This is a genomic window from Terrimonas sp., from assembly GCF_003075435.1.
Lineage (GTDB): Bacteria > Bacteroidota > Bacteroidia > Chitinophagales > Chitinophagaceae > Agriterribacter.
In genome coordinates, this window is the sequence record NZ_QCZJ01000004.1 from 89,951 (window position 1) to 114,008 (window position 24,058).

Consider the following 24,058-nt stretch of genomic DNA (forward strand, 5'->3'; position numbering starts at 1 on the left):
ATCGTTATTCAAATAGAATTATTTAAGTGTAAATTATCGAATTAATAACCATGAATAGTAATGATCATTGGCGTATGCTGAAGTTAAAGCAATTAAGGATACCGGTAATCAGTCTTAATGTGTCTTAAGTTCTTAATGGTTGTAGTGCTATATCAGAGCTGACTAAAAAACTTGTGAAATGATTGTTAGGTCGTGAATACAACCTTCTGGCTTAGTCCGGTTCCAATGATTATTGGTTTCAATAGTGTGTGAATTGTTGCAAATGAGAAAGAGGATAATAAATCTCTTATAAATGATGGCTAGTATTAAATTATTTTCGTTATTATTGTTGATTTTAGTAATTGTAACTTTTACTCCACTATTACCAAAACTTTAAGCTTGCATGAAGGATCAGTCCGAATATATAAAGGATTTATTGATGCAGATAAGTGAAGCTGATGATATGAGGGCTTATGAAAAGTTTTATTATTCCTTTTACACTCCGCTATATAATTTCGCGTTTTCTATTGTTGGTTCAAAGCAGCAGGCAGAAGATATCATATCAGATGTATTCATTAAAATATGGCGATTCCGTAAATCCTTACCTAAGGTTAATAATATAAGCACTTATCTTTATACCAGTGTTCGTAACGGGGCTATTGATTATCTCAACCGGAAACGTAAGTATAAAATTATACACTTCTCACCCAGCGATTATAAGGATATATTCATAGAACTGAGAAATCCCTCAGATCATTGTATATCTACGGAGTTGATGAAAAAGATCAATGCCGCTATCAATCAGTTGCCTCCCCAATGCAAGGTTATTTTTAGGCTGGTTAAAGAGGATGGTTTAAGTTATAAGCAGGTAGCAGAAATTATGCATATATCTCCATTGACTGTCAGGAATCAATTAGCCATCGCAACACGCAGAATGGGGGAAATTCTGCCTGAATATATTCATGAAGACTTCAGTTCCGGTAAAAAGGAAAAAGTGTAAAAAAAAGTATCCCATCCTTTGGTACATTCCGTACCCTATACAAGTCTGTATTTACCACATTGACAAAATATATTATGGATCAGCAGCATTTCTGGCTATTGGTAAGTTTAAAGTTAAGTGGTGAAGCTACTGAGGAAGAGCTGCAGGAATTGGAAGCTCTTATACAGCGTTACCCGGAAACCGGGCTTAAACTGGAAGCGATCTCCGGAATATGGAATGATAACACCCCTCCTCCGGATATGACTCATTTGTTCAATAGCCATGCAAACCGATTGAAACAGTTAGGTGACTGGACAGAAAATACGGCAAACCACTGGGAGGAAACTCCTGGGACGCTGCCTGTAATGAAAATAAAGCCAAGGCTTGCATATTTTTTAATGGCAGCCGGTATAGTAATCATTTTTTTGGTGGGTAGATATTTTATGCAAGAAAGCGGGAATTTGAAAAATGAAGAACTCAGGGCTACCAATATTATAACCACTCAAAGAGGATCCAGAACAACAGTACAACTGCCTGATGGTTCAAAAGTATGGCTCAATGCCGATAGCAGAATACATTATGATGAGCGTTTTAAAGACGATTTACGTGAGGTTCAACTGGAGGGAGAAGCTTTTTTCGATGTAAAAAAAGATTCTTCAAGACCGTTTGTTATTCACACAAGCTTTATAGATATAAAAGTATTAGGTACAACTTTTAATGTGAAATCTTACGAAGATGAAGACGCTACGGAAACTTCTTTAATATCCGGAAAAGTAGAGATAAGCATTAAAAATAATCCGGAAAAAAAGATCATCCTGAATCCGAATGAAAAGCTTGTTGTAAAACATAACATTGATAATGATGCCATTAAAAATAAAGCAGGTGATGAAAGTGCTTTGATTGTCGTAAAAGCATTGCGCAAAGATCCGGCGTATAAAAACTCGCTGGAAACTTTATGGATAGACAATAAACTGGTGTTTGACAGCGAAACCCTGGAAGAAGTTTGTAAAAAGCTGGAAAGGTGGTACAATGTAAAAATCAATATAAACGATGAAAAAATGAAGAAGGATAATTATACCGCCATTTTTGATGGAGAAACATTGCTGAATGTACTTACCGCATTGAAAATGGCAGACAAGCTCGATTTTACCATCCAGAATAACGAGGTATCCATCTTTGCCAAAAAATAGTGCATAATCGCATTTCACTAACTCCCATTTTTAACCAAACAATTGCTTTATATGAAAAGAATAACATAAAAAACAATAAACAAAAAGCGGAAGATGGTTGCAACATCCTCCGCCAAACAAAAGAAAAAATCCGCATGTAAATGCGGGATTCCTTCACTGTTAAATCAATATGCAAAATATGAAAAAACTTGCATTTGCACCTGCAAAAAAGCGGGTAGGTAGTTATTTCAAATACCTTATAATGACTAAAATTACCTTAATACTAACAATTATTTTTTCATCACAATTATTTGCGAAAGGCGTTGGACAAACTGTAAGCGTAAAATTTGAGAAAATAGAATTAAAAAAAGCGTTGAAGGTTCTTGAAGAGAAAAGCCCTTACCGGTTTGTATACAAAGATGATGTATTATTAAAATGGCCGAAAGTGACTTTGAACATGGAAGATGTTCCACTCACCACAGTGCTCGACAAGCTATTAGAGAAAACAACATTGAGATACCAAAAAGTAGGCAATACGCTCCTGGTATTAAGTAATGCAAAACCTGACGATGCTCCTTTACGCGATATGTTACAGGCTGTAACTGTTAAAGGAAAAGTATCCGGGGCAGCCGGCGAACCGCTGCATGGCGTTACAATTATGGAAAAGGGAAGCACCAACGGTACCTCTTCCGATGCAAGTGGAAATTTTACAATTGATATAACCAATGCCAATGCTGTGCTGGTATTCAGCTATGTTGGTTATAAATCTCTGGAAGTATCTGTTGCTGGTAAAACTTTTCTGGATGTAACACTTAATGAAGAGTCTGAGAGTTTAAAAGATATAGTAGTAGTAGGATATGGAACTGTTAAAAAGAAAGATGTGACTGGTTCTATAATTTCTTTGCAGGCGAAAGATTTTAATAAAGGAATTAATGTAGCTCCCGATCAGTTAATACAGGGTAAAACACCTGGTGTAATGGTGATAAATAATACCGGGCAGCCGGGTGGATCCACAACGGTAAGAATCCGAGGCAACTCTTCTATAAGGGCAGGTAACAACCCATTATTTGTATTAGACGGCATTCCATTATCAGGAGGGTCTGCCCGTCCTGGAGGAAGCGGAGGTTTTGGATCGGATGCCGGTAACCCGTTGACCTACCTGAACCCCAATGATATAGCCAGCATGGATATCCTGAAAGATGCTTCTGCTACTGCAATTTATGGCTCAAGGGGAGCCAATGGGGTAGTTATTATAAATACCAAAAGAGGAGTAAGCGGAGATCCCACGATTAATGTAATGACATCGGCCGGTATTTCAGGCCTGCTGCGAAAACCAGATGTATTAACTGCAGATGAGTTTAGGGAAGCTACTAAATTTTATACACCAAATGATGCAGCTTCTGCCGATCATGGCGATGATGTAAATGCTTTTGATGCTATTACCAGAACGGCTTTTACACAAAATCACAGTATAGCTATGAGTGGCGGTACAGACAGGGGGCGTTATCGTTTGTCGCTGGGTTATCTGAACCAGGACGGGATTATTAAAAGTTCAAATCTTCAAAAGTTTACTGCTAATCTCAATACCAATTTTAAGTTCCTGGAAAACAAAAAGCTGGGACTGGATATAAACTTATTTTTTACCCAAACCAATGAAAAAATTGCAGCTATTGATGTTGGTGTTGGTTTTGAAGGTAACCTTATTTCGCAGGCGCTTAACTGGAATCCCACCAGGGCGTTGCGGGATGATGACGGAAAGTTGACGTGGGTAAGTTCTAATGTAATTAACCCATTGGCTACTTTAGAAGCCTTTAAAGACAGGGCTACCGTAAATACTATTATTGCCAATATTGCACCTTCGTACAAGATAACAGATTATCTGGAATATAAGCTGGCTTATAGTTTAACACGTCAAACCGGGTTAAGAACGGGCATGTATGACAGGTTGTTAATTAATCCTACTAACAATGAAAAAGGATTTGCATTTGTGGGTAATAATTCCAATACCGACCACCAACTTACACACACGCTTAGTTTTAATAAAGATGTAGCGGAAGATGTAAGCCTGAATGCAGTAGCGGGGTATGAATATTTGAGTTATGATTCCAGGTGGTACTCCGAAAATGGTAATGGGTATACAAATGTAGGATTAGACTTCTATGACTATCTCGGATATTCGGTGGCTTCATCCAGAGGTATTAATTCAAACCGCTCTCCCAAAAATGAATTGCAATCATTATTTATGAGAGTAGGAGTAAACTATCATGACAGGTATCTGCTTACAGGAACAATCAGACGGGATGGATCTACAAAGTTTGGTGTAAATAACAAATACGCTAATTTCCCATCACTTGCTTTTGCCTGGAATCTTTCAAATGAATCATTTTTAAAAAACAAGCTTTTCAACAACCTGAAGCTTCGACTGGGTTGGGGTAAAACCGGTAACAGCGAATTTCCGTCCGGTGCATCAAGAGACCGCTATGTATTTGGAATGCAGAGTATCAGCCAGGCTAATTTTGGGAATCCAGACCTGAAATGGGAGACCTCTTCTACCTTTAATGCGGGACTGGATTTTGGGTTGCTTCAAAACCGTATTACCGGTTCTATTGACTTTTTTCATAAAACAACTACGGATGCATTGTTTGAAAGGACAATTGCACAGCCGGCCCCAAGTGGAAGAATTTGGGTGAATCTTGATGGAGAAGTAATAAATAAAGGTGTGGAGATTTTACTAAGCGGCAATATTGTACAAAGCGAAAACTGGGGATGGAATATAACCGGAAATGCAACCTTTTTGCAAAATAGTGTAACCGGATTACCAGGCTATTATGAGACAGCAACACTCAGAGGACAAGGGTTCTCCGGCGTAGTGGGTCAGCGCATGGTCAGTGGTCAGCCGTTGAATGTTTGGTATCTCGCAGTATTTGAAGGGGTAGACCCTTCAACAGGTACAAGCCGTTATCGCAGCAAAGATGGCCATTCCGGAACGGATGTTGACCCCGCGCAGAATAAGTTTTATGTAAACAGCCCGAACCCAAAAATGCTTTTAGGCTTTTCAACAGATGTATCATACAAAAGGCTTACGGCTACCGTGAATTTCAACGGAGCTTTCGGGCACTACCTGTTTAATAATACAATGGCTACCGTACTTGGTATTAATAACCTGTCGGGCAAAAATATTTCTCCGGAATATTTCAAACCTGAACTTAAAGAATTAGTATCCAACTCAGCAGCGCCTTCTACACGTTATCTTGAAAAGGGTGATTATATGAAGCTGGCGAATGCCACTATCAGTTACAGAGTGGGAAATATAGGCAAGGCTATCAAGAATATGAATATCTCATTAACCGGTCAAAATATTTTTGTGCTCACAAAGTATAAGGGATTTGATCCGGAAGTTAACACAGATGGAGGAACAGGTGGAATCCCATCACTCGGTATTGAATATATTCCCTATCCTTCGGCCAGGAATTTCCTGCTTGGTGTAAATTTTTCTTTATAACAATTAAAACAACTTATTATGAATACAGGGAAAAAAATTTACGCAGTATTCATCTTATCTCTTATATCCTTTTCATGTACAAAGCTGAACGAAGAGCTGAGAAGCAACCTGGAGGAAGGTGTAAGCGGGAGCACAAATACTGCGGAACTATTGATAAGTGCTTACTCTACGCTAAATGGCCCTTACCAGCATGATAACAGATGGTGCCTGCAGGAGCTGTCAACAGATGAAGCGATAGCGCCTACACGTGGCGGAGATTGGGATGATAATGGTATACACAGAGCTATCCATTTGCATACATGGAATGCTGATAATGGTTATATGAATGGTACCTACAACGGTCTGGGTACTGTAGTGTTTCAATCATCAAACGTTCTTAGGAACAACCCTTCTGCACAGCAGGCCGCAGAAGCAAGGTTTATAAGGGCATTGGCATTATTTGATATGGTGGATCTATGGGGGATTGCAGTATACAGGGAAAATCTGGATGATTTCAGAATGGACCCGGTTGTATTGAGTGCAGAGGAAGGTCTTGAATTCATTATTTCTGAAATCAATGGTATTATAAATGATCTGCCTTCATCCGGACCTGCCTATGTTGCTAATAAAAATGCAGCCAGGGTATTATTAATGAAGGTATATCTTAATAAAGGCGCTTTCCTGAATCGTGAAAGCCCGACTTTTGCAGCAGCGGATATGAATAAGGTCATAGAATTGGCGGATCAGGTAACTGGTTACACCATTTCTGCTCCTGGTAAATATTTTGACAACTTTGCCCCGGATAATGATGTTAAATCTACAGAAAACATCTTTACCTTATATAATAAGGAAGGAGACAGAGGCGGCGGCATGAGCAGGACGTATAACACTATTGCCCATTATAATATGAACCCCGGTGGTTGGAATGGATGGGCAACGCTTGGAAGTTTTTATGACAAATTCAGCGCAGGAGATGAGCGTAGAGGCATTAATTATTCATATCCCGCATTTGGCCGCCCTAATCCTGCTAACGCAACAAATGTAGGGTTCCTGATTGGCCAGCAATATAATCAAACCACGGGAGCCGCATTGATGGCAAGGAATCCATCCAGTGAATCACTTGTATTTACGCATGATATTACTATCAGAACATCAGGTAATACATTAGAGACTGCGGGGATAAGAGTGCTAAAATATGCTTATGATTATTTGTCACAAAGCGGACAAAAAAATAATGACTGGGTAGTTTATCGTTATGCCGATGTATTGCTGATGAAAGCAGAAGCCATCTTGCGCGGTGGAACCGGAACTCCTGCTGATGCATTGGATATAGTAAACAATATCCGCTCCAATAGAGGCGCCGCTGATCTGGCTTCTCTTAATCTTGACGAATTGCTGAATGAACGCGGTCGCGAATTATATTGGGAAGGTTGGAGAAGACAGGATTTAATACGTTTTGGAAAGTTTTTAGGAACCTGGGAAACAAAACCCAATGCAGGAGATTCAAAAGAATTGCTGTATGCAATACCCAGTCAGCAAATCTCTGTGAATCCGGGTCTTAAACAAAATCCGGGATACTAATGTTACGGGTAAATATTCAGTAGAGTAGTTTCTATATATGTAATGCTGAACAGAGTATGGCAGAGCTCCTTTATAATTAACTGATGGAGTAATGCAAGAAAGATGCAAGGTGCCCTTTCATGTTTCAGTATCCATATTTTTTTCACAGGCGGATGGCAACATCTGCCTGTGAAATTTTAAAGCAGGAGAAATATAAATTTTTTCCTGCTTTAATAATTGAAAGCAACTTCTGCCTGATGCAGGAGAAAAATGCTGTATGGTTTATATTGATTGACCTCTTACCAATACTGATTCAATTGTTCTGTCCTGTATAAAGGTACTGCCGGAAATTGTACTCATCATGCTTTCAAAAGCGAGCTTGCCAAGTTTTTTTCCGCTTGTTTCTATATAGGTTATACTGGGATAATATAATGTGGGTATATATCCGTTGCTGATAGCAATAACAGATATATCATCAGGAATTTTTAATTGTTTCTTTTGGATAGCTCTCATTACACCGGTAAGTATCTCATCTGTCATGCAAAAAATGCTGTCAGGGTTTTCAGCAAGATATATATTCGTCAGCTCTTCAGAATGTGTTTCGTTTGAGGAATAAGCTGTGATGCACGCTATGTTATGAGCACTCATGATTTCAGTGAAAGCGTTAAACCTCTTTTTTGTAATTAAAAAATTACTGTTACCAAACAGCGCCAGTACTTTCTTTTTTTGTTTTTCGGCTATAAGATTCGCGGCCATAGTAGCGGAGTCAATATCCGCAACGCATACCTTATGGCAATCTGATCTTTCAGGAACCCTGTCAAAGAAAATAATGGGTATATCTACTTCTTTCAGCTTGGAGAATGATTCAATGTTTTTAGTTTCAGGAGTAATGCAGGCAAATAGTCCGTTTACCCTGTTTTGCCGGCACAATTTTATATTATCGCTTTCAATTTCAGGATCATCTCCGGATTGTAATATCATAAGGGTATAATTGTTTTTCCTGCATTCTTCTTCAAGTGCTGCAATTACCGACTCATGAAAAAAATTAGAGATTGATGGTACGATTACTCCGAAAAGCCTGTTGTTTTGGGTACGCAGATGTACTGCGTTTATGTTTGGCTCATAATCTAAAGTATTAGCAAGTTCAATAACCAGTGATTTTGTTTTTTCAGATATATCGGGATGGTTTTTTAATGCCCTGGAGATAGTGGAAATACTTAGTCCTGAAACCTGGGAAAGTTTTTTAAGTGTTGTATTAACCATTGGCTAACAATTTGATAATAAAGTTAAGGAAATTATCAACTGCAAACGTTTGCGACAATGTTTGCAGTATTCTTCGCGGCAGCTTATGCTTCCTCACTGATGTCTGTGTGTTAAATAAAGCTATAGTTTTACTTTTCGATTGAATAATGTGTTACTAATTCAATGAACGCTTTATTTGAAAAAACAAATTTTAAATCTTTAACTCCAAAACAAACGAAACATGATGATTGCTTTGCGATATACCGCGATGCTATGTCTCACGGTATGTGCTTTATTCTCTTTTGCACAGGCACAAACTGTAACCGGTACAGTTATGGATAATAAGGGGGCCAATCTTCCGGGAATTTCAGTAGTAATAAAAGGCACAAGTACAGGAACGGTAACCGCTGAAGACGGCACGTTCACATTAAATAATGTAAAAGCCGGAGCCAAACTTGTTTTTTCCGGTGCTGGTTTTGCCTCGCAGGAAGTTAGTGCAACACCAGGCACTGCTATGAATATTGTTTTAGAAACTACTGTGGCTAACTTGAATGAGGTGGTAGTAATAGGTTATGGTACCGCACGAAAAAAAGATCTTACAGGGGCTGTTGCCAACGTAAACAGCAAAGATTTTAACCAGGGTCCGGTAAATAATCCTGTTCAGCAGATTGCGGGTAAAGTATCGGGTGTGGTAATTACACAGCCCAGCGGAGATCCTAACCAGAATATAAGTATACGTTTGCGCGGGCAAACTTCTTTAACAGGTAACCAGGCTCCATTGATTGTTGTAGATGGAGTGCAGCTTCCTGACCCCAATCAGATTTCCAGTATCAGTCCTGCAGATATTGTTAGTTATGATGTATTAAAAGATGCGTCAGCAACAGCAGTTTATGGAGCAAGAGGCGCGAATGGCGTTATTCTTATTGCTACCAAAAGAGGCAGCGCAGGAAGAACACAGGTTGATTATACCGGTATGGTTGGATTTGATAAAAATGCAAGAAAATATGACCTGCTGAATGCTGAAGAGTTTGTAGCCGCAGGTGGAACAACCGACAATTTTGCCGGAGGTGCAACACTGAGAAATGGTAACACAGACTGGGTTGATGCTATAACAAGAACAGCTCCTACTACAAGCCATAATATAGGTATATCCGGCGGAGCAGGCGGATTTAACTATCATGGTTCTTTAAGTTATTTAAATAACCAGGGTATAGTTATCAACTCTGGTAAAGAAATGTATGGGTTAAATTTAAATGCCCAGCAAAAAGCATTAAATAATAAGCTTACCATTAACCTGGGTGTAAATGCCAACAGGGCAAATAGAAAATGGACAGATTTTTCTGTTTTCTATTACGCGTTACAAATGGCGCCCATAGCACCTGTTCATGATTCTACCGGAAATTATTATGCTTTCCGTAACGACTTTGATATTTACAATCCTGTACCCAGGCAGGAAATGCAGTTGAACCGCTCTATTGATCAAACAAATTTGTGGAATGGTTCTATAGATTATGAAATTGTTGACGGGCTGAAATTGGGCGCGGCCGGATCAATGTCTTACTTTAACAGGCAATCTGATTTTTATCAACCGGCATTGCCTGGATATGGAAACATTAATAATGGAAACAAATATGTAGAGAATAATGATTCTAAACGTGGTGAACTGCATGCATACTATGTGAAAACTTTTAATGATAAACATAATGTAAATGCAACAGCCGTATATGAATACAATTACTTTACGACAAATAACGGACGGGCAGCCGGGGAAAATTATTTATATGATCCTAATGAAAATAATAACCTTGGCGGTGGCAACCCGGCAAGAAATTCAGTAAGCTCATTCAAAGATGCGTATAAGCTGATCTCATTTATGGGACGTGTGATGTATAATTACGATACACGTTATTATTTAACTGCGAGTTTACGTCGTGATGGTTCTTCAAAATTTGGTACCAACCACCAGTGGGGATATTTCCCGTCTGTAGCTGTTGCATGGCGCTTAACACAGGAAGAGTTTCTGAAGAACACAGGATGGCTAAATGAATTAAAAATAAGTGCAGGGTGGGGCAGAACAGGTAACTCGGATGCTATAAGTCCTTATCAAACACTTTTACTGTTAGGTGGAAGCGGTACATTTTACAATCCCGCTACGCCAAGCTTCAACTACCGTACGGCATATTCTCCTTCACAAAACGCGAATTCTGATTTGAAATGGGAAACCCGCCAGGGAATGAATTTCCAGGTTGACTTCTCTATATTCAACCGGATTACCGGTAATATTAACGTGTTTAATGATAAGACTAAGGATCTGTTATATAATTATACCGTGCCAACTCCTCCATTTTTTGTTAGCAATATATGGGCAAATGTCGGCGACTTAACAAACAAAGGAGTAGAAGTTCAGTTAAATGCGGATATTATTAAAGGAAAAGATGTAAGCTGGAATCTTGGCGGACAAATCAGTTTTGTGAAAACAAGAGTTGAAAGCCTTCATGGAACATATAACGGATACGATCTTAATACTGATCATATTGCTGCCGGTTATGCGCAGGGAAGAGGATTATCCAATAACCCCATCACGTATCTGCAGGTAGGTTATTCTCCTTATGTATTTTATCTTCCTCATTATGTTGGTCTTGATTCAGAAGGCAAGCAGTTGTTTGACGATGGAAAAGACGGCACAGTAGGTAAAGGAGATCTGAATGATGATATGAAGAAATATATTGACCCTGCTCCTAAATTTACCTATGGCATCAATAACCTGGTTACATATAAAAAATGGGCGCTTAATTTCTTCCTTCGTGGTGTTTCAGGAAACAAATATTTCAATAACACACGAATGTTGATTGATAATGTACAGAATCTTAAAAACGGCAACACAACCAAAACAGGGTTAGAAAGTGGCGACAAGGATGATAAAGTTGCTTCTGACAGATGGCTGGTAAATGCATCCTTTATAAGACTGGATAATGCTACATTGAGCTATACGGTTGGAAAAATCTCGGATCATTTTGACAATCTCAGGTTTTTTATTACCGGTAATAATCTTTTCGTTATTACCAAGTATACCGGGTTAGATCCTGAAATTCAGGTAACCGGCACCAATAACGCATATATTGATATGTATAATGCCGACAATGCTTATTACAAATCACGTTCATTCAGTGTTGGCGTTAACTTATCAATTAAATAAAACAAACAGTATCTGTTATTTAAAAATATTTGCAATATGAAGTGTTTAATAAAATCAATGCTCATTATAAGTATAGCACTATCCGGGTGCACTAAGCTGGATACACCGGTTTACAGTAACATTGAAAACTCAAACTTTTGGTCTACACCAGACCAGGTTGCTGCCGGAATAGCGCCGGCATATACGCAATTGCAGGGGCTTTGTATATGGGATTACCAGGAAATGCAGGGCGTAACTACAGATGAAATTATTATTCCTACCCGTGGTAATGACTGGTATGATAATGGTGGGCACCAGCGCATGTATCTGCATACATGGACCGCTAATGATGACATGGTTAATGGTGTTTGGTCAACCATATTCGGAGGAATTGGTAAATGTAATTTTATTCTGGATGTTGTTAATAATTTAAGTGAAAAGCCGGCTGACGTAGATAACATAAATGCTCAGCTTAAAGTATTAAGGGCTTATTACTATTTGTTAGCAATAGATACTTATGGCAATGTTCCTATAGTGGATAGTTACCAGATTGATCCCAGCAGTGTTAAAAATAATACCCGCCAGGAAGTATTTGATTTTATCGAGTCTGAGTTGAAAGAAAATGTTCCGCTGCTTTCTTCAACCGTTGATTTATCTACTTACGGCAGGGCTACAAAATGGATGGGTTTTGCAGTGTTGGCAAAATTATACCTGAATGCCCAGGTGTATACAGGTACAGCGAAATGGGCAGAATGTGCCGCGGCTTGTGACTCTATTATTCTTTCAGGAAAATATTCTCTGGAGCCCGGATACTTTGATAATTTCAAACCACAGAATGATGCCTCCAAAGAAAATATTTTTGTAGTACCGTTTGATAATAAATATATAGGCGGTAATGATAAAGAACGCCAGACCCTTCATTACAATCAGAATCCTACATTTGGCCTGCTGGCTGGTAGCATGTATAATGGATGGTGTACTCACGGCGATTTTTATTATGGTAATTATGATACAGCTTCTACTTATTCCAATAACGGTGGAAAAATCTATCGCAGCTTTAAAGATCAAAGAACGGGTCAGTTTTTGGTGGGGCAGCAATATTCAGACCTGTATCCTTATCCGCCTGATAAAAATGTTTTAAGCCATTCAACCACTAATTTATTATATGATGATATGCCATTGGCATACCAGCCAAGCTTCACATTAATTTCTGATCCTTCAAATGCAGGAAGATTAGTTGGTGCAAGGCAGATCAAATATTATCCTGAGGCCGGCGCCAATGGAAGCCAGAGTAATGATGTGGTACTATTCAGACTGGCAGATATTATTTTGATGAGGGCTGAAGCTACAATGCGGGGTGCAGCTGTAGGTGCTACCGGCACTGCAGATGAGTTGGTAAATAAAGTAAGGCTTCGTGCATATAACGGTGATGCTTCGTATAGCTGGACAGGCGCTAATATTACCCCGGCAAACCTGTTGGCAGAAAGAGCAAGAGAGCTGGCCTGGGAAGGCTGGAGAAGGCAGGATCTGATTCGCTTTGATGTAGCTGATGGTACCAATTATTTTGCCGGAGCACGTGGTGGTACACGCTCACCTGCTAAACCTGCAGATGGAGGAACTTATACAAGATTGTTCCCGATACCTGGTCCTCAGCATTCATCTAATCCAAATCTGGTTCAAAATCCGGGCTATCCTGCGTTTTAAAAAGCAGTGAATTTGTCCGTTTAATAAAGTAAATCTTTCTCATCCCAACCACAATAACGTGGTTGGGATTTATATATATATCCGTATACTTTTGTTGCTCAACATATATCATGCTATACAATACCAAGCAGGGTGGTGGTAAGTTTTGCCCAGGAGTATTTTGCTTTTTCTTCTTTTAAAAACGGTGTAAAATGGTTTGCATCAATTGAGAAAAAATTATCAATGGCTTCAGCTATTGACTGAGGTGTTGGTTCGCAAACAATACCTGCTTTCATATCAGGTACCATTACCGGCAGGCTTCCAACATTAGTAACGATCATTGGTTTTTCAAAATGATAGCAAAGCGGGGTAACGCCACTTTGTGTAGCACTGCGGTACGGTTGCACAATAACATCAGCAGCACATATATAATATTTTACTTCGCTGTCGGGAATGAAATTAGTGCGCAGGATAATTTTATCGCTGATGTTGAGATGGGCTATTTGTTCCAGGTATTGTTTTTCATCTTCATAAAATTCCCCGGCTACCAGTAGTTTATAAGGTTCATTTACCAGGCTTATGGCTTCCAGTAAAATATCTAAACCTTTGTAACGGCGTATAAAACCAAAGAATAAGATTATCTTTTCGTTGAGGGGCAGGTTAAGTTCCTGCCTTGCTGAGGCAGAAGAAACCGCATCGCCAAAATTATCGTACAAGGGATGCAATACCTGTGCAGCAGGTTTTGTTTTTTCAAAAGTTCTCAGGTCATTCAATACCTTTTCGCTCATGGTTACAAAGGCATCACAACTTTTTAAAAAGTATTTGGTAAAAGAATGATCGCCGGGTCTTTTTTCATGCGGGATTACGTTATCTGTGATGGCAACAATTTTTGTGTGTTTATTTTTTTTCACACGCCGTAAAATAGTGCCAAGGGCTGGTCCCATAAAAGGAAGCCAATAGCGAACTACGATAATATCCGGGCGCTCCTTTTTTAACCGGTTACCAACCTTTATCCAGTTGAAAGGGTTAACGGAATTGATTACTGTATGTATATCAATATCAGCAGGCGCAGGTTCTGATGAGTATTGCGTTGTGCCCGGAAAAAGAAACGAAGGATATTGCAAAGAGAATGAATAAATGCTGCATTGATGTCCTTCATTAAGGAACTGCCTGCATAAACGTTCATCAAATGTTGCTAATCCTCCACGCAAAGGATGTGCAGGTCCTATAATAATGATTGATGCCATGAGGTATGATTTTACTCAAAGCCTGATTTGGTTTCTATAAGATAATTATTCCTGTTGGGAGAATTCCTTGCAATGAGCTCACCCAAAAAACCTACAAGAAACAGCTGGGTGCCTATGATCATAATGGTTAGCGCTATATAAAAAGGAGGGCGGTTGCTTAAGCCGGTAGATGGATCGAGCAAACGGGTGATGATAAGATAAATGGTTACCAAAAAACCCAGCACAAAAAATATAGTGCCAAACAAACCAAAAAAGTGCATGGGCTTTTTGCCGTATTTGCCAACAAAAGTTACAGAAGCCAGGTCGAGAAAGCCATTTATAAAACGTTCCCAGCCAAATTTGGTTACACCGTATTTTCTTGCACGATGCTCCACTACTTTTTCACCAATTTTTTTAAAGCCTGCCCATTTAGCCAGCACGGGAATCTGCCTGTGCATTTCACCGTATATTTCTATACTTTTTACCACTCTTTTTTTATAGGCTTTTAAGCCGCAGTTAAAATCGTGCAAATGAATGCCCGACACTATTCTTGTTGCCCAGTTAAAGAATTTTGAAGGAAGATTTTTGGTAAGTTTATTATCATATCTTTTTTTCTTCCAGCCGCTCACCATATCATAACCGTCTTCTGTGATCATTTTCCGGAGCGAAGGTATTTCATCAGGCGAGTCCTGCAGGTCTGCATCCATAGTAATTACAACTTCTCCCTCTGCAGCTTTAAAACCCTCATTCAATGCTGCGGATTTTCCATAGTTGCGTTGAAATTTTATGCCTTTTACAGCAGCATTTGCCTGGCATAATTGTTCTATTACCTGCCATGAACTGTCTGTACTCCCGTCATCAACCAAAATTACTTCATACGAAAATGCATTTTCATCAGCAACCTTTTTAATCCAGGCGCATAATTCAGGTAAGGATTCTTCTTCATTATATAAAGGCACTACGATGCTGATGTCCATGCTTTATTATTATGATAATTATTGTGCTGCAGGAAACTCCGGTTTTTTCTTTTTAATTATAGCAGCTATGATGAGACTTACAATAAACCAGAAAATACATAGGAATGCAGCAGATAAGCTTGTTTTGCCCAAAGTATAATTATTTCCTTTCAGCGATTCTTCCGTGGCTTTATCAATTGCATCCTGCGGAGCGCCGAATTTCTGCATCATCTCCTGCATTTTTTCTGTGCTTTCCTGTGCTAACGCTTCCCTGAAAGGGATATCAATAAAATTGAGTAAAATATAATTGAAAAAAGATGAAATGACTGTACCGATCACAAAAGTTGTAAAAATCACTTTCAGTGCTGCTGCAAAATCAAGATAACCTCCATTGGTTTTTTTCTGTTTTGCTGCTGCTAAAACAGCTACAACAATAGGAATGGCAAATCCTAACCATGCTATTGGACTAACAAAAGATTTTGCACCATTCAAATAGAGCAGCAGCCCGAAAATTACTGAAGCAAGCCCGGAAATAAGTCCATAGGTCATACCTATGTTTGTACTTTTTGTTTCCATACTGTTTTTTTTAGAGGATCAATTATTCAAAAATACCTTCTCTCCATTAATTATCCCAATTACTTTTCCTTTCAGCGTTTTGCCAATAAAAGGAGAGTTTTTTGATTTGGAGCGAATGTCTTTTTCAGTGAAAGTCCAGGAAGCAGAAGGATTAAACATGGTGAGATCAGCAATATTGCCTTCTTCGATACTCCCTTGTGTAAAGGAGAAAATGTCACGTGGTTTTACCGCACATAATTCAATCCAGCGATCAGTAGTAACGCCAACTGATCCTGCAACAGCGTAGGCGGTTTCAAGCCCTATCATTCCATATGCGGCGTATTCAAACTCACACACTTTGCTATCCCACTCCTGGGGGAAGTGATGGGATGCTATACAATCTACCTTGCCATTATTTACGGCATCTTTCAGTGCCTGCATATGATCGGCCGTGCGTAATGGCGGGTTCACTTTAAGGTTGGTGTCATAACCCATCAAATCTTCATCGCTGAAAAAAAGATGATATGGTGTAACAGAGCAGGAGACCTTTATTCCGTTATCTTTTGCTTTTTGTATTAATGCTAATGATTTTTTAGAAGATATGCCGGTGAAATGAAGCTTGGATTCGGTGTAAGCAGCAAGTTCAACATCTCTGGCTACCATCATTTCTTCTGCAATTACAGGCTTACCCGGCAGTCCTAATCTAGTAGATATTATGCCTTCGTTTACCAATCCGTGTGTACCGATGCTTTTGTCGTCAGGCATCTGTATTATAATACCATCAAAAGCTTTTACATACTGCAATGCTTTGAGCAAAAGTCCGGAAGATTGAACAGGCTTTGTGCCATCGCTGAAGGCCATTGCCCCGCTGGAGAACATATCGTACATCTCTGCAAGGTCTTTCCCTTCCACGTTTTTGGAAATAGCGCCTATCGGGTGGATATTAACAGGCAATATCCTGCTTTTTTCTTTTATATACTCCACTTGTGATTTACTGTGCACGGCGGGATTAGTGCCGGGTAAAATAAGTACATGCGTGTACCCACCGGCAGCGGCAGCATTTGCACCTGTTTCCAATGTTTCTTTAAACTCGAATCCGGGGTCGCAGAAATTTGAAAAAATATCAATCCATCCCGGCGATACATGTATTCCTTCCTGTTCTATAATGGTATCAGCATTATCTGTAATATTTTCCCCGATTTTAGCAATAACGCCGTGAGAGATCAGAATATCTTTTACATGCCCGTTAACCGTAGAGCCAGGATGAGAAATTTTGGCTTTGCGAATAAGAATTGTCATTGTATAAAGTTGCGCGAAGATACTTGATGTTTATTGATTTTTTGAAATTGGAATTTTGAATTACTTTTGCCGCCCCTGACAATAATCCCCACAGTCAGGGATTTAAAAGAATCGGGAAGTGGCGCAGCCCGGTAGCGCACTTGTATGGGGTGCAAGGGGTCGCAAGTTCGAATCTTGTCTTCCCGACTTTTTGTCATTTCAATTGACATCAAATCCTTGCTAATCGCATGATTAGTAAGGATTTTTTTATTTCCTTCTTTTCAAATGTGTTCAAAATAACGCATTCTTCCCGTGAGTAATTCCGTGAGTAATACCCGGTATGTTGTTTGTACTCACAGAAACTGTATAAATTTCTGTATATCAAATTAGTACAACAATTTAATGGGTGTTGTTCTGATATGTTTTGAAAAATGCCGGAAAATTGGATTCGAACGGAGTTTAAAGGCTGATTCGAACCTGCGGGGAGGTTGGATTCGAATATGTTGCCCTCCGTTTTTTACTCACGGCATCACTATTTACATATCGCAGACATGAATGAAATGTGAGAACGAAATCAAATTTTTAAAACTATTAAAAGAATTTGTATGTGTGAAAGGCAAACATTCAGTATTGATTTTATTGCCCGTAAATTAAAGGGCGAAAAAGACAAAGCAATCATTTTTGCAAGAGTTACGGTTGACGGAGAAACAAAAGAAATTTCCACTAAAGATCAGGTAAAATTTAGCGCCTGGGACAGCCGGCAGGAAATGGTAAAAGGCAGAACAATAGAAGCATCTGCCATTAATAACCATATTAATGAAACCCGGTTTAAGCTTCAGCAAAAATACCGTGAGTTAGAAAAGCATGAAGCAATGATTACTGCACAGACTGTAAAAGATGCTTACCTCGGCGTTCAGAAAAAATTGAAAGGTCACAGCTTATTTGAGCTTACTGATTATTTCAAAAAAATATGGGTAGATAAAATAGAGTTTAAGAACTATGCTACCACGATTGACTATCTCAAATTATTTGTAAAAAGTCAATTTAAAACAGAGGACATATTCTTATCCCAGGTTAATAAACAATTTGCTACTGATCTGGAGTATTATATAAAAACGTATCCTATCAAAAAGCATGATAAATGTGATGGTAATGGTCTGGCAAAGCACATTCAGCGGTTTAAAAGGATTTTAAATTGGGCGGCTGACGAAATTGAGTGGATCGATTTTAATCCATGTGCTAAATATAAATGTCCACTAAAGAAGAGTAAGCGTAAGAAGCTATCCTTTCAGGATGTAATAACGATGGAAAACAAGGTCTTCGCTTTTCCTAATCTTGCATTTGCAATTTCCGCAATGCATATATATCAAAATGCTTAAGCAATGAGGCAACTGCCAACCTGGAAGGTGAGCAGTATGAATATCATTACACGCTGTATTATTATGACCAGGCTGGGAACCTGGTTAAAACCATTGCTCCGGAAGGTGTGGATCTACTACAGGGAAATGACCTGGATAATATAGATATTTACAGGAATATGGGAAGTGTCTGCGATGGCACAGGACTTCCGCAGACAGAAGACCAACAGGCTGCGTTTACTGATGTAAGCAGCAGTTTACAAAATAATACGGCAAAATCTCTTGAGCTTTGGTTGTACAGCAATGGTGGCGCTACCCGCCAGTTCCGTATTGTAACACCCGATCATAAGTATATATGCCAGGCAGCCTTGCAAAGCGGCAAGTTGTGGATTGAACTATATACGCTCAATAAGATCAATAATCAGCAGATAGCTATTACGGCAACCAATCATGTAGTGACAGATGTTTCGACTATTACATTAAAAGACTGGTCACATCTTGTAATACAATCTTCTACTGGTATAGCTTCCGGGGCGTTGAGCGTTTATTTTGATGGGCAGTTATTAACCAGTCTTGCTCCCGCTGCTTATCCGTTAAGCTGGGGAATAGACTATAGTGGCAGTAATTATGTAATGCCTGCTATAGATGCAGCAATATTTAAGCATCTGCGTGTATACAACAGGATAATTACCACCCAGGAAATTGCCGCCAATATGCAAAGCGCTTGCTTTATGCCCGAAGGCAATCTTGCGGTTACCGGCAACCCGCTACTGCTGTGGTATCGCTTTAATATTCCTTCCGGGGGAGTTGCAGAAAGTAACCCTGAAGGTCAGCCGCCTTTTTTGGTGCCGCAACACCGTATGGCAGTCAATTATTATTACAATAGCCTGAACCAGGTGGTAAAGCAAAGCTCGCCCGATGGTGGCACCTCAGAGTTCTGGTATGATCGTTTGGGCAGGTTAGCTATCTCGCAAAATGAAGAGCAGAAATCACCGGCAATGGTGGATCCTGAAAACCCGGCCGGCAGGTATAGCTATACAAACTATGATGAACTGGGACGTATAAAAGAAGTGGGAGAAAAGTTAGGGGCCGGCAACGTTACGGAAAGCAATGCCCGTACCTTGTCGTGGCTCAGTGCATGGCTGGCATCTGGTAACAACCGCCAGGTTACGCTTACGTATTATGATAGTGAGCCACTTGGTGGATGGATACCATCATCCCTCACAGGTACGTTATCAAACTTACGTAAACGCGTAGCCGCAACAGTATTATTATCCGCAGGCTCCGACCCGGCCTACAACAGGCAGGCAGCCACGTATTACAGTTATGATATCAGCGGCAATGTTAAAACGCTCACGCAGGAAAATACAGCATTAAAAACTCGGGAAGCGGCATATGTAACGGGTAGCACCGGGTTAAAGCAGATCAAATACGAGTACGACCTTGTTAGCGGTAAAGTAAATAAGGTGTTGTACCAGGATGGTAAATGGGACCAGTTTTATTATCAATACGTTTATGATGCAGATAATAGAGTGACAAAAGCTCTGAGCAGCCGCACCAATGACGGAGACCCTTATCTGTGGGTAACCGAAGCTCAATATCGTTACTACTTGCATGGACCGTTGGCAAGAGTGGAGTTAGGAAAGAACAAGGTGCAGGGGATGGATTATGCTTATACCCTTCAGGGCTGGCTGAAGGGCGTGAACGGACAGCTCTTAGACCCTGAGCGCGATATGAGTAAAGACGGCAAAGCAGGTGAACCCTTTGCCAATGTTGCAAGGGATGTGCTGGCATTTAGCCTGGGGTATTATGCAGACGATGATCCTGCAGATGGCAAGGAAGAATATGATTATGTGCCGGTTGGAGGCATGACCAATGCGCCGGCATTTAAAATACCATTCAGCGCACCGGCTTATGATAAATCAGGTGTGGTACGGGATAGTTATCATGGTAAGAATTTATTCAACGGTAATATCAGCAGCAGCACATACGCGATCAGCAATATTGAATCAGGTGCGGCAAGGGGAAAGACATACAGGTATGACCAGCTAAACCGTTTGACAGGCGCTGTTTTTAAAACAAATGTGTTAACGACTTCATCGCCCACTTGGGGATCAGGGACTTCTTATTGGAGCTACCACATGGAAAGGTTCCAGTACGATGCGAACGGTAATATTAATTTGAAGTGGTGTCTTCCCTATCCATTGTCTATGGCAGCGCAGAGAATGGATCAATTAAGTTATAAATATAATGTGGATGGCAATAATAAATTGATCAATAACCGCCTGAATTATGTTACTGATCAAGCCGCAGCGGGAAATTTTCCGGATGATATAGACAGTCAGTCTCCCGATAATTATACTTATGATAAAATAGGAAATCTTATAGGTGATGTATCTGAAACAATCACCCGCATCAACTGGACGGTATATGGAAAGATAGCAAGTATAACCAAAGGTGGCAATCCCATGAGCTACGGCTATGATGCCGGTGGTAACCGTATAACCAAAACCGTAAGCGCCACCAAAGAAGATTATTATGTAAGAGATGCGCAGGGAAATGTATTAGCTTTGTACGGTTACGACAACAGTTCTTTTACATGGGCGGAGCAGCATTTGTATGGCAGCAGTCGTGTAGGCATGGTAACACCGGGTTTAGCTATACAAAGCAGCACACCACTTGCCAATGCGAATTACAATGCCACCGGCGATCCGATTACCAATGGTACGGAAGGTAAACGCATCTACGAGCTCAGTAATCATTTAGGTAATGTGATGGTAACCATTACCGACCGGAAGATAGGAGTGGATGAGAACAGTGATGCGGTGATTGATTATTATATAGCAGAAGTATTAACGGCGCAGGATTATTATGCAGGCGGTATGCTAATGCCGGGAAGGACATACTCTAATGCAGGTGCAAAATATAAGTATGGGTTTAACGGTAAAGAAAATGACGATGAAGTCAAAGGAGCAGGAAATCAAATTGCTTTTGAAGAACGTATATATGATCCACGACTAGGTCGTTTTTTATCTGTTGACCCCATCGCAAATAAATATTCTTATCAAAGTCCTTATGTGTTTGCTGGAAACAACCCAATTGCACTTGTAGATGTAAAAGGTATGGGGCCAGGAGATCCTATGGAGCATAAAGTTGTTAAAGGAGACAATTTAACTAAGATATCAAAAAAATATGGTGTTTCAGTAAAAGACCTTATGGCTATGAATGATATTACGGAGGGAAATAAAAACAAGCTTTCTATCGGACAAGTCTTGGCTGTAAATCCAGAAGCAAATTTTTCAAAGAATCCTAGAGGTGGATATCACAATCCTGATAATCCATATGGAGAAGAAAAGAATATTGATAACATTGCTGCGGTAGGTATTGCATTTGTGATGGGTGGAGGAGATGAAAATACCGTAATAGTTGGCGGTGACGCTTTGAACTCTGTTAAAAATTGGAGAGAAGTACAAAATCGTGTAAATAGTTCTTTAGCGGAGTTAAAAGCAGATGGCAAATATACTCCAGGTGAAGCAGCATTTAGAACTTTTACAGCAGGAAGTTTACCCGCCAATTTAAAGAAAGGGGTAGCTGAGGCTTGGGAGAAAATTAAGAATCTTGAGAATCCATGGACTGAGAATAGTCAAAATAGTCCGATCCATGTACTCGGATCATTTAATATAACAGTTAGAGTGAATGCAAACGGTACAACTGCGACGGTCGCGGTATATGACTCAAAGACGTTTAGGTCTTTCAGTGATGGGAATGCTGGAACTGGTGCAAACAAAGAGAGAAAAGATTCAGATGTAAAAATGTTTACAAACACTTATCAAAGATATATATGGAATATAGATTTATAATTAGATTTCGTTTGTTGTTGGTATTGATGTCTTCTTTTACGTCTTTCAGTTGTGGTTATTTTGATAATGATAAAATTGAATATCAAAAAAGGGTTGCTCAAAATATTACTATTCAAAAGCAGGAAAATGACAATTCCAACAATTTAGTATTTGAAGAAACAAACAATGTATCTGCTGTCATTTTAAACAATTGTTTTAAGATTTATTATGATTCCTTAGATAAGAAAATATACGTTGAGACTTCTCAAAATAAAGTAGATAAAGATTATTGGCAGATAAAAATTTTAAATTCTTCTGCTCAATATGTTTTTGAGGCCATTCAAAAGGAGGTAATTACGAAAGAAGTTTTTGACGAAAAGACGAAAAATGTTTTAATGAAATGGGAGGTTAATAAATAAGTTATTAATAGGATGACTTACTGTTAGCCTGTAGCTTAGAATTGTTAATTTCTGATCACCGCATATATTTTAGTTGTGTGCAAAAAAGAGTAACTGAAAAGAAGTTGCTGCAATTTGTAGCGACTTTTATTTTATTTCTTCCGCACTAGCGCTGGCCTGTAGCGTGGCATTGTGCAGAGATGAACAGTGCTTATGTGTTACTTGATTAAGCAATAAAGAGGGTGATAAAATATATTACTCAATCTATCGCAGGCGTGTAGCCCATAGTAAGCTGGCGCTGTTTTGGTAGCGTTAGGCATGCAGCTAGGCCAGACCCGTGCTAATGCGTTATTTGTGTAAAAAATATCAGTAATAAAACCAACTCTAAACTTATATGCAAAAAGTTGTCTTCATAAGCGTGCTGCTGGTAATTTTTTTTATTTCTTCTACTGATGTGTGTCTTCACATACCAGCATAAAAGAATAAAATATTGTCGGGATGGGAAGACACATTCGATAAGAGAAATATAGAGAACATACTACTTAAGATATATATGAATGAATATTACGTAAACCACATTATAAACCGAAACAAAATGAAAAAACAAATTTTATCAGTAGCGTTTTTGTTATTTGCGTCCATAGCTTTTGGGCAAATTCAGTTAAACCCCGGTTACGTAACAATCGGGCCTGTGGCTTATAAAACCAACTACTATACAACTGCTCACGGAAGCCTCTATTTGACAAATGACAATACCTCCACTAATTTCTTTCAGTTTGATATATGGAATGGCAGGATAGCCACCACAGGGAACTGGTGTGTTTTTTACAATTCTCAAACCAGCACATTTAATGATCTTGCAGTTGGTACTGTATACAATTATTCAGATAGTCGTGCTAAAAGAAATGTGGCGCCAATAAAGTATGGTCTGTCATCACTCAGTAAATTAAAGCCTGTAAATTACAATCTCCTTAAAAATCCTTCTGGCCAGGCAGACCACCTGGAGCTTGGCTTGCTTGCACAGGAAGTAGAACAGGTAATGCCGGAACTGGTGCGTACCGATGATGAAGGCAAGAAGCTGTTAAATTATGTTGGGCTGATTCCCGTTCTGATACAATCAATTAAGGATCTGCAGGCAGAAGTTGAGGCATTAAAAGCGGCAGCAGCTAAATAATAAATT

General features: G+C 39.4%; 16 protein-coding genes and 1 tRNA gene. 12 read left to right on the forward strand and 5 right to left on the reverse strand.

Features of this window, described 5'->3' with window-relative positions:
• The first annotated feature begins 382 nt into the window (after positions 1–382).
• From DC498_RS06430 to DC498_RS06445, 4 genes are all read left to right on the forward strand, one after another.
• On the forward strand, positions 383–979 hold the full coding sequence (locus tag DC498_RS06430) for an RNA polymerase sigma factor (RefSeq protein WP_116873325.1): 597 nt from the start codon (positions 383–385) through the stop codon (positions 977–979).
• A gap of 74 nt (positions 980–1,053) precedes the next feature.
• Positions 1,054–2,148, forward strand: coding sequence for a FecR family protein (locus DC498_RS06435; protein WP_116873326.1), 1,095 nt, complete (start codon positions 1,054–1,056; stop codon positions 2,146–2,148).
• A gap of 178 nt (positions 2,149–2,326) precedes the next feature.
• Positions 2,327–5,629 (forward strand): SusC/RagA family TonB-linked outer membrane protein, encoded by a 3,303-nt coding sequence (locus DC498_RS06440; RefSeq protein WP_240627893.1) that lies wholly within the window; start codon positions 2,327–2,329, stop codon positions 5,627–5,629.
• An 18-nt stretch (positions 5,630–5,647) separates the two neighbouring features.
• The gene (locus DC498_RS06445) at positions 5,648–7,189 is read left to right on the forward strand and encodes a RagB/SusD family nutrient uptake outer membrane protein (protein ID WP_116873327.1); all 1,542 of its coding nucleotides are present in this window, start codon (positions 5,648–5,650) and stop codon (positions 7,187–7,189) included.
• A 261-nt stretch (positions 7,190–7,450) separates the two neighbouring features.
• Here the strand turns inward: DC498_RS06445 and DC498_RS06450 are convergent, their stop codons facing one another.
• Complete coding sequence (locus DC498_RS06450) at positions 7,451–8,431, reverse strand: LacI family DNA-binding transcriptional regulator (protein ID WP_116873328.1); 981 nt, start codon at positions 8,429–8,431, stop codon at positions 7,451–7,453.
• A 220-nt stretch (positions 8,432–8,651) separates the two neighbouring features.
• On the opposite strand from DC498_RS06450, the gene DC498_RS06455 reads away from it, so the two are divergent.
• Both DC498_RS06455 and DC498_RS06460 read left to right on the forward strand, forming a co-directional pair.
• Positions 8,652–11,606 carry a SusC/RagA family TonB-linked outer membrane protein gene (locus DC498_RS06455; RefSeq protein WP_116873329.1) on the forward strand — a complete coding sequence of 985 codons (2,955 nt, stop codon included), beginning with the start codon at positions 8,652–8,654 and terminating at the stop codon, positions 11,604–11,606.
• Positions 11,607–11,642: 36 nt separating this feature from the next.
• Positions 11,643–13,289: a RagB/SusD family nutrient uptake outer membrane protein gene (locus tag DC498_RS06460; protein WP_116873330.1), complete on the forward strand. Its 1,647-nt coding sequence runs from the start codon at positions 11,643–11,645 to the stop codon at positions 13,287–13,289.
• A gap of 113 nt (positions 13,290–13,402) precedes the next feature.
• Here DC498_RS06460 and DC498_RS06465 read toward each other — a convergent pair whose 3' ends face one another.
• From DC498_RS06465 to DC498_RS06480, 4 genes are read right to left on the reverse strand one after another with little or no spacing between them, the layout of a single operon-like run.
• The gene (locus DC498_RS06465) at positions 13,403–14,515 is read right to left on the reverse strand and encodes a glycosyltransferase (protein WP_116873331.1); all 1,113 of its coding nucleotides are present in this window, start codon (positions 14,513–14,515) and stop codon (positions 13,403–13,405) included.
• Positions 14,516–14,526: 11 nt separating this feature from the next.
• Positions 14,527–15,471 (reverse strand): glycosyltransferase family 2 protein, encoded by a 945-nt coding sequence (locus DC498_RS06470; protein WP_116873332.1) that lies wholly within the window; start codon positions 15,469–15,471, stop codon positions 14,527–14,529.
• Positions 15,472–15,489: 18 nt separating this feature from the next.
• Positions 15,490–16,026 carry a DUF4199 domain-containing protein gene (locus DC498_RS06475; RefSeq protein ID WP_116873333.1) on the reverse strand — a complete coding sequence of 179 codons (537 nt, stop codon included), beginning with the start codon at positions 16,024–16,026 and terminating at the stop codon, positions 15,490–15,492.
• 18 nt (positions 16,027–16,044) lie between these two features.
• The gene (locus DC498_RS06480; RefSeq protein WP_116873334.1) at positions 16,045–17,304 is read right to left on the reverse strand and encodes a dihydroorotase; all 1,260 of its coding nucleotides are present in this window, start codon (positions 17,302–17,304) and stop codon (positions 16,045–16,047) included.
• A 112-nt stretch (positions 17,305–17,416) separates the two neighbouring features.
• Here DC498_RS06480 and DC498_RS06485 point away from each other — a divergent pair.
• The 6 genes from DC498_RS06485 (at position 17,417) to DC498_RS06505 (ending at position 24,052) form a co-directional block, all read left to right on the forward strand.
• Positions 17,417–17,490, forward strand: a tRNA-Pro gene (locus DC498_RS06485).
• 398 nt (positions 17,491–17,888) lie between these two features.
• On the forward strand, positions 17,889–18,662 hold the full coding sequence (locus DC498_RS06490) for a phage integrase SAM-like domain-containing protein (RefSeq protein WP_116873335.1): 774 nt from the start codon (positions 17,889–17,891) through the stop codon (positions 18,660–18,662).
• Between the two features lie 3 nt (positions 18,663–18,665).
• Complete coding sequence (locus DC498_RS26105) at positions 18,666–18,806, forward strand: hypothetical protein (protein WP_165813772.1); 141 nt, start codon at positions 18,666–18,668, stop codon at positions 18,804–18,806.
• On the forward strand, positions 18,770–22,501 hold the full coding sequence (locus tag DC498_RS06495; protein WP_133176777.1) for an RHS repeat-associated core domain-containing protein: 3,732 nt from the start codon (positions 18,770–18,772) through the stop codon (positions 22,499–22,501). Before DC498_RS26105 ends, DC498_RS06495 begins: the two co-directional genes overlap by 37 nt.
• Positions 22,483–22,899: a hypothetical protein gene (locus DC498_RS06500; RefSeq protein WP_116873337.1), complete on the forward strand. Its 417-nt coding sequence runs from the start codon at positions 22,483–22,485 to the stop codon at positions 22,897–22,899. The genes DC498_RS06495 and DC498_RS06500 overlap by 19 nt, the downstream gene beginning before the upstream one ends.
• A gap of 574 nt (positions 22,900–23,473) precedes the next feature.
• Entirely contained in the window at positions 23,474–24,052 is a 579-nt protein-coding gene (locus DC498_RS06505; RefSeq protein WP_165813773.1) for a tail fiber domain-containing protein, read from the forward strand.
• Positions 24,053–24,058: the final 6 nt, after the last annotated feature.